General features: G+C 46.1%; 12 protein-coding genes. 4 read left to right on the top strand and 8 right to left on the bottom strand.

What is annotated here, in order from left to right:
• Nucleotides 1-7: 7 nt before the first annotated feature.
• The 8 genes from rnr to kefG all read right to left on the bottom strand — a co-directional run bounded on the left by rnr (nt 8) and on the right by kefG (nt 9,211).
• A complete protein-coding gene (rnr, locus tag BSQ33_RS10525; protein WP_088134085.1) occupies nt 8-2,449 on the bottom strand; it encodes a ribonuclease R in 2,442 nt (813 codons plus the stop codon).
• A 196-nt stretch (nt 2,450-2,645) separates the two neighbouring features.
• Nucleotides 2,646-3,281 carry a flagellar protein MotX gene (gene motX, locus BSQ33_RS10520; protein ID WP_021019640.1) on the bottom strand — a complete coding sequence of 212 codons (636 nt, stop codon included), beginning with the start codon at nt 3,279-3,281 and terminating at the stop codon, nt 2,646-2,648.
• A 199-nt stretch (nt 3,282-3,480) separates the two neighbouring features.
• Nucleotides 3,481-4,782, bottom strand: a complete 1,302-nt coding sequence (locus tag BSQ33_RS10515) for an adenylosuccinate synthase (RefSeq protein WP_021019639.1) — start codon at nt 4,780-4,782, stop codon at nt 3,481-3,483.
• Between the two features lie 147 nt (nt 4,783-4,929).
• Complete coding sequence (locus BSQ33_RS10510) at nt 4,930-5,874, bottom strand: isoaspartyl peptidase/L-asparaginase family protein (RefSeq protein WP_088134575.1); 945 nt, start codon at nt 5,872-5,874, stop codon at nt 4,930-4,932.
• A gap of 84 nt (nt 5,875-5,958) precedes the next feature.
• The gene (gene slyD / locus BSQ33_RS10505; protein WP_021019637.1) at nt 5,959-6,495 is read right to left on the bottom strand and encodes a peptidylprolyl isomerase; all 537 of its coding nucleotides are present in this window, start codon (nt 6,493-6,495) and stop codon (nt 5,959-5,961) included.
• Between the two features lie 121 nt (nt 6,496-6,616).
• A complete protein-coding gene (locus BSQ33_RS10500) occupies nt 6,617-6,817 on the bottom strand; it encodes a YheV family putative zinc ribbon protein (RefSeq protein ID WP_021019636.1) in 201 nt (66 codons plus the stop codon).
• A gap of 3 nt (nt 6,818-6,820) precedes the next feature.
• Nucleotides 6,821-8,626: a glutathione-regulated potassium-efflux system protein KefB gene (gene kefB / locus BSQ33_RS10495; protein WP_021019635.1), complete on the bottom strand. Its 1,806-nt coding sequence runs from the start codon at nt 8,624-8,626 to the stop codon at nt 6,821-6,823.
• Entirely contained in the window at nt 8,627-9,211 is a 585-nt protein-coding gene (gene kefG, locus BSQ33_RS10490) for a glutathione-regulated potassium-efflux system ancillary protein KefG (RefSeq protein WP_021019634.1), read from the bottom strand.
• Between the two features lie 275 nt (nt 9,212-9,486).
• Between kefG and BSQ33_RS10485 the strand changes: the two genes are divergently transcribed.
• The 4 genes from BSQ33_RS10485 (at nt 9,487) to BSQ33_RS10470 (ending at nt 13,257) form a co-directional block, all read left to right on the top strand.
• Nucleotides 9,487-11,409 (top strand): ABC transporter ATP-binding protein, encoded by a 1,923-nt coding sequence (locus BSQ33_RS10485; RefSeq protein ID WP_088134084.1) that lies wholly within the window; start codon nt 9,487-9,489, stop codon nt 11,407-11,409.
• Nucleotides 11,406-11,894: a TIGR02444 family protein gene (locus BSQ33_RS10480; RefSeq protein WP_021019632.1), complete on the top strand. Its 489-nt coding sequence runs from the start codon at nt 11,406-11,408 to the stop codon at nt 11,892-11,894. Before BSQ33_RS10485 ends, BSQ33_RS10480 begins: the two co-directional genes overlap by 4 nt.
• Before the next feature lie 14 nt (nt 11,895-11,908).
• A complete protein-coding gene (locus BSQ33_RS10475; protein ID WP_420070612.1) occupies nt 11,909-12,919 on the top strand; it encodes a hydrolase in 1,011 nt (336 codons plus the stop codon).
• A 125-nt stretch (nt 12,920-13,044) separates the two neighbouring features.
• Entirely contained in the window at nt 13,045-13,257 is a 213-nt protein-coding gene (locus BSQ33_RS10470; protein WP_021019630.1) for a YheU family protein, read from the top strand.
• Nucleotides 13,258-13,369: the final 112 nt, after the last annotated feature.

Here is a 13,369-nt window from a genome sequence, read left to right as displayed (position 1 = left end):
TTACCTATCATTTGTCAGTCTTGGCTGATTTTGATTTACGAAGACGTGATTTTTTCTTACGAACTTTCTCAGCCTTGCTTTTCTTTTTGACCGTTTTATTCCGATGATTCTCATCATTAGGATTTTTCACCGGTTCAATATTCGGTATCGCTTTTCCTCGACGTCGAGGCGATCCTTTTTTCCCTTGTTTAGCTTCCGCTTCACGCTTCTTCGCTGTTTTTCCTTCACCGCGTAGCTTACGGCTTGTCTCGACTAATTCAAAGTCAATATGGCGTTCATCTAGGTTCACAGCCTGCACTTTAACTTTGACAGCATCGCCTAAACGGTAAATCAGTCCGAAACTTTCACCAATCAGACGTTGACCAATCGGGTCATACTGGTAGTAATCATTTGCTAAGCTGGAAATATGCACCAACCCATCAATATGTAACTCAGTCAAACGCACAAAAAATCCAAAACCAGTAACATTCGCAATCACGCCATCCAACACCTCACCGACATGATCTTGCATATATTCACATTTCAGCCAGTCGGAGACTTCTCGTGTAGCATCATCTGCGCGACGTTCTGTCATTGAACATTGTTCACCGTAATAATTCATATCATCGAATGAATAGTGATAGCCACCAGTCGGCGTCCAACGATCTTGATTTGTGCCTTGCTGTTTTGCAATCAAGTATTTGATCGCCCGATGTAACAGCAAATCCGGGTAACGCCGAATCGGGGAAGTAAAGTGTGCATATCGCTTTAAAGCCAGCCCGAAGTGGCCACAGTTATCAGGGTTATATACCGCTTGCTTCATCGAACGAAGTAACATGGTTTGGATCAGCTCATGATCGGGACGATTCGCGACTTGTTTCATTAGCATGGCATAATCTGTCGGAGTCGGTTCTAACCCACCGGTCAAATTCAGTCCCAATTCTCCGAGAAAATCTCGGAATCCCATCAAACGCTCTTCTCCCGGTGTTTCATGAATTCGGAATAAAGCGGGCTCTTTCATTTTTTCCACGAAAGAAGCTGATGCAATATTCGCTAGAATCATACACTCTTCGATGATCTTATGAGCGTCATTCCGGACTAACGGCTCAATCCGATCAATTTTCCGCTCAGCATTAAAGATAAACTTCGTTTCTACCGTTTCAAATTCGATTGCACCCCGGCTCTCTCTTTCACTTTTCAGAACCTGATACATTTTGTGTAACTCTTCCAGATGGGGGACTAACGGCTCATAACGCTCCCGAAGCTCGTCGTCATCCGCTAAAATCGCGGCAACTTTGTTATAGGTCAGTCGCGCATGCGAATTCATCACCGCTTCATAATGTTTATAGCTTGAAAGTCTCCCAGTTGCAGATATGGTCATCTCACAGACCATACATAGTCGATCAACCTGTGGATTCAGAGAACAGAGGCCATTTGACAAAACCTCCGGTAACATCGGTACAACCTGAGACGGGAAGTAGACAGAATTACCACGGTTGATTGCTTCTTTATCAAGCGCAGAATCGGTTCTGACATAGTAACTCACATCGGCAATCGCAACCCAGAGACGCCAACCACCACCCTTCTTCGCCTCACAATAGACAGCATCATCAAAATCTCGAGCATCTTCACCATCAATCGTAACCAGTGGCAGCGTTCTCAAATCAACCCGACCCTGTTTCGCTTCTTCTGGAACGTGTTCACTAAACTGCTTCACTTGTTGTTCGACCGCTTCCGGCCACTCATGAGGAATCTGGTGAGTTCGAATCGCGATCTGAGTTTCCATTCCGGGTGCCATACTTTCACCAAGGACATCACTCACTTTACCCATCATCCCACGAGAGCGACTACCTCGATCGGTAATCTCGATAACAACAACATTGCCCATTCGGGCCCCGGCGCGCGCTTCATCGGGAATCAAAATATCATGACTGATCCGAGAGTCATCAGGTACAACGTAAGAATACCCATGTTCAAAGAAGAACCGCCCCACAATCTGGCCGTTTCTTTCTTCTAATATCCTGACCAGCCGCCCTTCTTTCCGACCTCTTTTATCCGTGCCATTCGGTTGAATCAGCACATAATCCCCATGAATCAGCGTTCTCATCTGATGATGGGGCAGTAGGATATCCTCATCTCTCCCTCGGATTCCCTCCGGTCTGACCCAACCGTACCCATCTTTATGACCGATGACATACCCTTTAATCATTTCCAGTTTTTCCGGCAATGCATAGCACTGACGACGCGTGAAGACCAGTTGCCCATCTCTTTCCATAGCTCTCAGACGTCGTCTTAACCCTTCGTATTGTTCTTCTCCTGAAAGTTGTAACACTTCGAACAGGTCATTGCGATTCATCGGAACATTCGCCTGAGCCAGAAATTCCAAAATAAACTCGCGGCTGGGAATCGGGTTGTCATAATTATTTGCTTCACGATCTGCAAACGGATCGTTTTGAGTAGTGTCAGACATAAGTCGTCCTAAGGAAGAAGGTAATCTCTTAAAATACTGCCTGAATCAACCATTTTTAAATGACGATCCAGAAAGCATGAATAGTACTTATTGAAGATATATTAGCGGGAAGTTGTGATTTCTTCAAAAATCAGGTGGTTAAACTAAGGAAGTTTTCAGTAAATTGTAACAGAAATGAACACATCAATATATAGTGCTACCAAAGCGTCTCTCTCATTTTCGCCCGAGCAATAATATTCTCTGGCATACGCTGTTCAAGTCCCTGACGCAACATCGCAATACGTTTGTGCATCCGCGTATCGGCTGTAACAGAATGATATAACCATCGATAAGCGTCTTCATAATCAAGTGGACTACCGTAATCCCGCAGTAATAATTCAGCCAATTTCACACGGGCTTTTATATTCCCCATTGCGGAGGCTTCTCTCAGGTACACAATGGCGCGCTCACGATCTTGTTGAACAAGCACGCCTTCAGCGTAATAGCGACCGAGTTGTTCAAGTGCTGTCGGCAATCCCTGACTGGCAGCTGCTTCCATATAATATAGACCCAGTTCAGCGTCCTGATCGACACACACGCCCCATGCCAACATATCGCCATACAAGAACTCATACGATGGCAAATTAATCCGCGTAGCCCGGGCAACGATATCTTCAACCAACTGACACTTATCAGCCTTCACTCGCTCCAGATGCTTATTCTGTTCGATCAGTTGAATTAACTCAGCTTCGGAATAGATTTGGACTGGCGGCCCGACATCAGCGACAGTGGCATTAACTGAAACGCTCAACATCATCATTAACAACGAAGCTGCTACGCTTAGTAGCCTCATATACATACTCTTTTTTGAACGATCGCTTAACAATATCACCCACTTTGACTCGGGCTTAAATACCGTATCGGCAGACGAACAAATGACTTTAGGAGAAAGTTACTGTTGATTTTTTGCACAACACAACTGTACATAACAATCCCTAAAAAAGCAAAAAGCCGGTCGTTAAAGACCGGCTCTGATAATGAAGTCGTATTCGTTACGCAACACTGAACGGATGAACTTTGATAATCGTTTCATTCCGGTCCGGGCCAGTTGAAATAATATCGACAGGTACACCGGTTAATTCTTCGATGCGTTGAACATAGTTCAATGCGGCCTGAGGCAAATCTTCAAGCTTTTTAACACCAAACGTACTCTCAGACCAACCTGGCATTGTTTCATAAATCGGGGTTACATGATCGTAAGCATCAGCAGCCATTGGAGAAACTTCAGCGGTAGAACCGTCTTTCATTTGGTAACCGGTACAGATTTTGATTTCTTTCAAACCATCTAAGACATCAAGCTTCGTCATACAGAAACCAGTAATCGAGTTGATTTGAATCGCACGGCGCATCGCAACGGCATCAAACCAGCCACAACGGCGCTTACGTCCGGTTGTTGCTCCAAATTCCTGCCCTTTAGTTCCCAGATAATCACCCGTTTCGTCATTCAACTCAGTCGGGAAAGGACCGGCACCAACGCGAGTACAATACGCTTTGGCAATACCAAGAATATACCCAAGATGACGAGGACCGAAGCCAGAACCGGCAGCAACACCGCCTGCAGTCGTATTAGATGAGGTCACATACGGATAAGTCCCGTGATCAATATCCAACAGTGTTCCCTGAGCGCCTTCGAACATAATTTTGTCACCGCGCTTACGAGCCGTATCCAGTTCATCAGTCACATCAATAACCATTGAGGTGAGCAAATCTGCATAACCCATGGCCTGTTCTAGAACTTCATCGTAACTCACAGGTTCAGCTTTATAGAAGTTGACCAGTTGGAAGTTATGATACGCCATGACTTCCTGTAGTTTGGCTGCAAAAGTGGTGCGATCAAACAAGTCTCCGACACGTAAACCACGGCGCGCAACTTTATCTTCATAAGCTGGACCGATACCACGTCCGGTTGTGCCGATAGCTTTTGTACCACGAGCTGATTCGCGAGCCTGATCCAGTGCAATATGGTAAGGCAAAATGAGCGGACAAGCTTCAGAAATAGAAAGACGTTGGCGAACAGGAATGCCTCGAGCTTCAAGCGCTTCCATTTCTTTTAAAAGTGCATCCGGAGAAAGTACAACGCCATTTCCGATAATGCATTTTACGTGTTCGCGGAGAATACCGGATGGAATCAAGTGAAGAACGGTTTTCTCACCATCAATGACCAGAGTATGACCTGCATTATGACCGCCCTGATAACGGACAACATACTTTGCATCTTCAGTAAGCAGATCAACAATTTTCCCTTTACCTTCATCACCCCATTGGGTGCCTAGTACGACAACGTTATTTCCCATCTTTCCAAATCTGATTGCTGGTTAAAAATGGATTCTACCACCGAATGTTGGATGATGCAGTCATTTTTTAAGCATAAAAAATTCATAAAAAAACACTTTTTGTTCGATTTTAGAATCAAAAAGAAATCGTTTGCGTAAAATGCGGATTTACACATCATCCGCGTAGATTTTTACCTGTTTTCTGCCATGAATATCGATACAACTCCGATACATTCCCTCGCAATTCATACCGAAATGAATCTCACCGAATTGGTCAATGGCAATGACGCCACCCTCTCCGCCTAATGTTTTGAGATCTCCTTGGATAACTGCAGTACAAGCAGTATGTATATCTTCCTGTAAGTAACGCATTCGCGCTGCAATATCACTGGCAACACAACAGCGAATAAAGACTTCCCCCATGCCTGTCGCAGAGATGGCGACATTATGGTTTTCTGCATAAGTGCCGGCACCGATAATCGGAGAATCTCCGACGCGTCCATACCGTTTATTGGTGATGCCACCGGTACTGGTTGCAGCTGCGAGGTTGCCATTCTGATCCAGTGCAACGGCACCAACGGTACCGAATTTATGATCATCAGGATAACGGGACTCAGACAGCGCAACACGCCCTTCGGCTTTCAGGGCTAACAGCTGTTCGTAACGTCTGTCGGTAAAAAAATAATCCTGTTCGGTATAGTCATAGCCAAGCTGTGCCGCGAACTCTTCCGCCCCTTCTCCCATTAACATCACATGCTCACTCTGCTGCATCACATCTCTGGCAAGTATTACTGGATTTTTGATATGACGAACCCCGGCAACAGCGCCTGCTTGTCGACCTTTACCACACATTACTGCCGCATCCATTTCGACCATCTCTTTTGTCGTCAGAACAGAGCCTTTGCCGGCATTAAAGTGAGGAGAGTCTTCCAGAATTTTGACCGCACAGACCGCGGCATCGACAGCACTTGCTCCCGCAGCCAATAACTGATGTCCCTGAGAAACGGCTTGATCTAACGCCTGTTCTACCGCTTGCTGCATTTCTTCTGTCATTTGAGAACGTAAAATCGTGCCGGCACCACCATGGATTGCAATTGCAAAAGGTTTCTTCATATATATCCCCGTCAGACCATAAAAAAACACCTGCACAAAACGGCAGGTGTTTCCGGTTAGATTCAGTGAAACGAATCAGAACAATTAATGGCAGCCACAACCGCCATTTCCGTCACAGCCACCTTCTTCGCCGTGATCGTGTCCACAACTACCGCCGCCTTGATGGATATGCCCATGAGCAATTTCTTCATCTGTTGCAGCACGAACAGAGACAACCTCAACATCAAAGGTCAGTGTTTGGCCAGCCAACATGTGGTTACCATCAACGACAACTTCATCGCCATCAACTTCTGTAATTTCAACGGGGATCTGACCTTGATCCGTCTCTGCCAGAAAACGCATGCCCGCTTCAAGTTGATCGACACCATGAAAAACATCGGCCGGAACACGCTGAACCAAGTCATCATTGTATTCACCGTATGCGTCTGCAGGTGCAACTGTCGCAGTAAATTTATCGCCAGCAACTTTACCTTCAAGTTCACGCTCTAAGCCAACGATCAAGTTGTGATGACCATGTAGGTAATCAAGCGGGGCATCAGCGGTTGACTGATCAGCGACAACTCCGTCTTCCAATTTGAGTTGGTACGCTAAACTCACCACAACATTCTTTTCAATTTTCATAAACGCTCCAAGGCATCGAGTGTATTTTGTCACCTATTGTGACCGTATTGCATCTGTCCAAGTGATTCGAAATCCTTGGAGAACTGGGCGATATTATGAAGAAGTCTCTCCTAAACCTCAATTAGTCCGGTTTAAAAATACCAATCATCGCTTCTTCTGCATGTGTACTTTGCTCAACAGAGCGAGGGGTCCTCTGTTCGGTATAATCACATTCCACACATTCGACATGCTCAACATGATTATCCTCCCACCAGCGAAGTGAATCGGCAGTGTGACACTGCGGGCAACTGGCTCCGGCAATAAAACGTTTCTTTACTCGCACAAATTAATCCTGATCTCTTTCCCAAAAATCTCGAGCTTGATGATCTTTTTCCATCTCGCGTCCAAATATTTCTTCCAACTCTAGCCGAATTTCCTTGGCACGCAACGAAAGTTGCTTGCCTTCATTATGCATAGGAAGTAACTCTTCCAGCATCGCATTATCTAAACGACAAAAATGTGATTCCGCCCGCTTTGCCTGATAGGGATGCATCCCCAATTCAATCAGTGTTTGCCTTCCCAGATCCAATGCTCCCAAGAATGTTTCTCGCGAGAAATGCGGTACGCCATGATTCAGCAATTGATAGGCTTCAACCCGGCTGCGTGCCCGCGCTAAAATTTTCAATTGCGGGAAGTGATGCTGACACAATTCAACAATCGCCATCACCTCATCCGGATCATCGGTGCATACGACCATCGCTTCAGCATCCTCAGCGCCCGCAGAACGGAGTAACTCCAGGTTGGTCGCATCACCATAAAATACCTGATAGCCATACTTGCGTAGTAGTTTGATCTGACTCGCATCACTTTCAAGAATAGTCACTTTGATTTTATTGGCAAACATCAAACGACCAACAACTTGGCCGAACCGACCAAACCCGGCAATAATCACTCTCGGGTCATTATTTTCGACATCAACCGCTAAATCATCGACTGAGTTGAACTCTCGGGCAAACCAACGTTTCTGAATACTAAGTAATAAGGGAGTGGTAACCATCGATAAACTGACCACCACCAGCAAAAATGATGTCTGCTCAGCGTGTAGTAAACCTTCAGACTGTGCAGCGGTAAAGATGACAAAAGCAAACTCGCCCCCCTGACTCAGAATCGCAGCCATACGACTCCGTGCTTTGGCACGGGTTCCGAACAACCGAGCCAGTAAATAGAGCAGGCCAGCTTTCACCGCCACCAGTACAGTCACCGCAGCAAGAATTTGTAATGGATTGTGGATCAACAGTCCTAAATCAACAGCCATGCCGATGGCAATAAAAAAGAGCCCAAGCAGTAACCCTTTAAACGGCTCAATAGACACTTCCAACTCATGGCGAAACTCACTTTCTGCCAAGAGCACTCCAGCGAGAAAAGTCCCCAACGCCATGGACAGTCCTAAAAATTGCATCAGTAGTGCAATACTAATGACCAACAATAATGCCGCAACAGTGAACAACTCCCGGACACCACTCATCACAATGTAGCGAAATAACGGACTTAAAAGATAATGACCGCCCACCAGCAAGCCGACAATGCCACATAGCATCCAGAGCGCATCAATCCACTCTCCTGCTGAATTCCCGGCCAGTACAGGTAACAACGCCAGCATGGGGATGACCGCAATATCCTGAAATAACAACACCGCAAAGCCGGATTGACCCGTTTCGCTGCGCTCCAACTCCTGCTCTTCAATGACTCGCAAAGCAATGGCTGTAGAAGAAAGCGCTAATCCCATCCCCATCACCAAACTAACTTGCCAACTGCCGACAAAAAAATGAATCAGACTGGCTAACACGGTACTGGTCACGACAACCTGAGCACCACCAAGCCCCAGAATCGGTGATTTCATTTGCCACAGCTTGCGCGGATTCAACTCAAGCCCAATCACAAACAGCAATAAAACCACACCGAATTCTGCAAAATGCAAAATCGCGTCAACATCACTGATTAATCCTAATCCCCAAGGACCTATCGCCACACCAGCCAATAAATAGCCCAACACCGACCCAAGCCCAGCTCGCTGGGCTACCGGCACAGCAATAGCAGCAGCGGTCAGAAACACGGCACCACTTTGTAAAAAATCGTTCGTCAATGCTGCCATTTATTGCTCCTCTGAATGATGAGTGTCCATTATCTCAGGAGCACTCAGCCACCGGCGGTAAGATTCGGCATGTTGGTATCTTTCAGTTTCAGTGACATTACGCGACCAGTATAAAATCAATGGCTCACACCATGCCATACGACAAAGCGAGGCAACCAACTCGAACGGTTGTAAAATCTCGTCCAGTGGATATTTGTTATACCCTTTATTCCCAAAGGCCGTCTTCTTGCCTCCGGTGGTAATCACACTACGCCAGATTTTACCGGCCAGCGCACATTGAGAGCCAAAAGCAAAATCTTTACATAACACCCTATCCAACCACTCTTTCAATAATGCAGGGCAAGAGTACATATAAAGCGGATGTTGAAAAACAATCACATCATGCGCCATCAACAAATTCTGTTCTGCATCGACATCAATAAAAAAATCTGGATAGGTCGCATAAAGATCATGAATTGTGACATTTTCAAGGGGCTTGATCGCTTCAATCAAGACCTGATTAACGATTGAGCTCTGAGGCTCTGGATGAGCAAAGATCACTAACACCTTGGGGCATTCAGTGGTACACGAAACCGTATCAGTCATGACTAACTTCACTCCTCTGTCTATTTTACTGAATCATAACGTATTGTAATCTGTCCGTACCAATCTTCCCTACGATTTCTATGATAATAATGGTCACATCCGAAGGGACCCCTCAAATCATAGACACCCCCAGGTTTTGACTCACACAAACATAAAGAAGGAAAATCAAGAAAGATCCACCGGTAGATCCAATCGTCACACTCCGCTAATCATCGACATTTGTCATCAATCCACCTACTATTTCGGGCAGTTTGTTTTCAACCAGATACATTTTTATGATTACCTTCTCTGATATTCAGTTATTGCGTGGCGGAAAACCGCTTTTAGAACAAACCTCAGCGACAATCCATCCGGGCGATAAAGTGGGTCTGGTCGGTAAAAACGGCTGTGGTAAGTCAACATTATTTGCATTACTTAAAGATGAACTCAGTATTGATGCGGGTTCATTCAACATGCCGGCTCAGTGGGAATTAGCTTGGGTCGCACAAGAAACACCAGCACTCGAACGTAGCGCAATAGAATATGTGATCGATGGTGATCGGGAATACCGCCAGTTGGAAAAACAGTTGCAACAGGCAGAACAACGTGAAGAAGGCACTCGGGTCGCAGAACTGCACGGTCATATAGAAACGATCGGGGGTTACAGCATTCGGGCCCGGGCATCCGAATTACTGGATGGGCTTGGATTCAGTCAAGAACAAATGCAATGGCATTTGACGCAATTTTCCGGTGGCTGGCGGATGCGTCTGAACCTCGCTCAGGCATTGTTATGTCGCTCAGATCTACTGTTACTCGATGAACCAACCAACCACTTGGATCTCGATGCTGTTATGTGGCTGGAACGTTGGCTCCAGAGTTATCCGGGAACACTAATCTTAATTTCACATGACCGGGATTTTCTTGACCCGATTGTCGGCCGGATTATTCATATCGAAAATCAGCAACTCCACGAGTACACCGGTAACTATTCGTCATTCGAAAATCAGAGAGCCGAAAAACTGGTTCTTCAACAAGCGATGTATCAGAAACAGCAGAAGCAGATTTCTCATATGCAAAGCTACATCGACCGTTTTCGTTACAAAGCATCCAAAGCTCGTCAGGCACAGAGTCGGATTAAAGCACTGGAACGAATGGAAAAAGTGCTGCCTGCGCAATTGGATAATCCTTTTAGTTTTGAATTCAGAGAACCGACGGCTCTGCCGAACCCGATTCTGATGATGGATGAAGTTGCTGCCGGATATGATCACGTCACAATCCTCAACCAGATCAAATTGAATCTGGTGCCCGGCAGTCGAATCGGTTTGCTTGGCCGTAATGGGGCGGGGAAATCAACACTGATCAAATTACTCTCTGGAGATTTACAGCCGCAGAGTGGCGACCTAACCTATTCTCAAGGGGTTAAAATCGGTTATTTTGCCCAGCATCAACTGGAAACCCTTCATCCAGAAGAAACCCCTTTACAACATTTAATGCAAATCGCACCGAATCATACCGAACAGCAATTAAGAGACTATCTCGGCAGCTTCGGCTTTCAAGGCGATAAAGCCCTCGAAAAAGTCGCGCCCTTCTCCGGCGGCGAAAAAGCGAGACTCGTATTGGCGTTAATCGTCTGGCAGAAACCCAATCTTCTGTTACTGGACGAACCGACCAACCACCTTGACCTTGACATGCGTCAGGCACTGACACTCGCATTGCAAACTTATGAAGGAGCAATGGTCATCGTCAGCCATGATCGCTATCTGCTTCGGGCAACCACAGATGATTTTTATCTGGTGCATGATGCCAAAGTCGCCGCATTCGATGGTGATCTCAACGATTACTACCGTTGGCTTACCGATCAGCAAAAACAAGAAAAACAGGATAAAAAAGAGCAAACGCCAACCAAAGACAGCCCGTTCAGTGCCGCAGCGAAAAAAGAGCAAAAGCGTAAAGAAGCAGAACTACGTCAGCAAACTGCACCAATTCGCAAGAAATTGACACAATTAGAACAGCAAATCGATAAATTACAGATCACGCTCAGCGATGCAGAGCAGCAATTAGGCGATTCGTCTCTGTATGACGCGCAGAATAAAGCTAAACTTACTCAGGTACTCGCACTTCAGGCTCAAAGCAAATCTGACCTTGAGGAGGTTGAGTCTCAATGGATGGAACACCAAGAGCGCCTAGAACAGATGGAACAGGAGTTCAACACTTTATGATTCAGACACCGACGTCCCTGACACTGGAACGACTTTGGCAATTTAGTTTGCAATATTACAGTGTCCGGGAAGTCAAAGAAGCCTGTCTCAGCCTACAAAACAACTACCACGGTAACGTCAATTTACTCTTACTTCTGAAATGGCTCGATGAACAGCAACTCAGTATCGAACAACAAGACTGGCACTGCGTACTGACCAGCATTAGCTCAACCGAATCACTGCTGAACAGCTATCGGGAACTGCGGAGAAAGCTCAAAGTTCATCTACCGGATACGCTCTATCGCGAGTCACTGCAATTTGAGCTGCAATTGGAAAAACAACAACAGTCCGATCTGGTGGACTGTATTAATCAGCTCCAATTACAGCCCGGAGACTCACAATTCATGACGCAACGTTATTGCAAAGAACTGGCAGCCGACCATCTGGCGCAGATCTTTGCAAAACCCGCATCATTTTCATCGACACATACCAAACACAAAAAATAAAGGACGTTATCGCGGTGAGTACTACGATACAAAACGTGAACCCTAAATCACTGACATTCAACCCGGCGTCAGGTGGCGCAGCTCCACACATTCAGACGGTGCTCCCCAGATGGGTGCGACGAGCCCCTTTATTTTCACCACACTGGGAAACGCTGACGACACCGGATGATGATATTCTGAGTCTGGCTTGGAGTGAAGATCCGAAGCAGCCCAGCGCCCGAACAAAACCGCTGTTTATTTTATTTCATGGTCTGGAAGGTAGTTTTCACAGCCCTTATGCCAATGGCCTGATGCATGCTTTCGCGCAACAAGGCTGGTTGTCTGTCATCATGCACTTTCGCGGATGCAACGGACAACCGAATCGACGTCCCCGCGCTTACCATTCCGGAGAAACCAGCGATCCACGCTATTTTCTGACGCAGCTCCATCACCGTTTCCCGTCAAATTACAAGATGGTGACCGGTGTATCGCTCGGGGGGAATATGCTGGCGAATTATCTGGCAGAGTTTGCCGGACAACCACTTGTTGATAGTGCAACCATTATCTCTGCCCCCTTTGATTTGCAAGACAGCTCAAGCCGTATCAATCAAGGGGCCTCACGCATCTATCAGGCTTATCTCCTCCACTCACTCAAGCAGAATGCTTGTCGTAAATTGGGCACCCTACGACAAGCGATTCCTATCACCCAACCTTTGATTCGAAAGCTGAAAACATTACAAGAATTCGATGATTTGATTACGGCACCATTACACGGATTTGATGATGCACAGGACTACTACCAACGCTGTTCGGCAATCTCGAAACTGGGGCAAATCCGTCTGCCAACGTTAATTCTTCACGCACAAGATGATCCGTTTATGACTGATGCCGTGATACCAACCCAGCCACTCCCTGAAACGATCAATTATCAACTGCTGAAACATGGCGGACATGTGGGCTTTTTGAGCGGGACGCTTCTCAAACCCCGCTTCTGGTTGGAAGACATGCTGCCTCTCTATTATCGTGAGCAACCACGGGTATCGTGAACAGGCACGAACGTGAATATCATCACTTACACGAAAAATCACGATTATTGCGAAACATCACACGAAATCCGTTAATATACCCCCTATACAGAAATCCCCGAGTGATAGTATAGAGAGTCATCATCATGATTATTCCTTGGCAAACGCTCGAACCGGATACACTCGATAACCTGATCCAAGAGTTTATCCTCCGAGAAGGGACCGACTACGGTGAGCACGAAATCTCTCTTGAAGAGAAAGTCGCCCAGGTCAAACAACAGATTCAATCCGGAGAAGCGGTCATCGTCTATTCCGAGCTTCACGAATCCGTGGATATTCAACAAAACAGATATCGTTAATTCATGAATTGTCCGATGACAGCATCAATTTCCATGATATAGTGGAATCGATTTCTCGTTTTTTTTGTGAAATCTGTTGATTGAATGCACGACAAGGAATGATAAGACAAGG

Source organism: Vibrio gazogenes, from assembly GCF_002196515.1.
GTDB lineage: Bacteria > Pseudomonadota > Gammaproteobacteria > Enterobacterales > Vibrionaceae > Vibrio > Vibrio gazogenes_A.
This window is presented reverse-complemented; position numbering and strand designations above follow the sequence as displayed.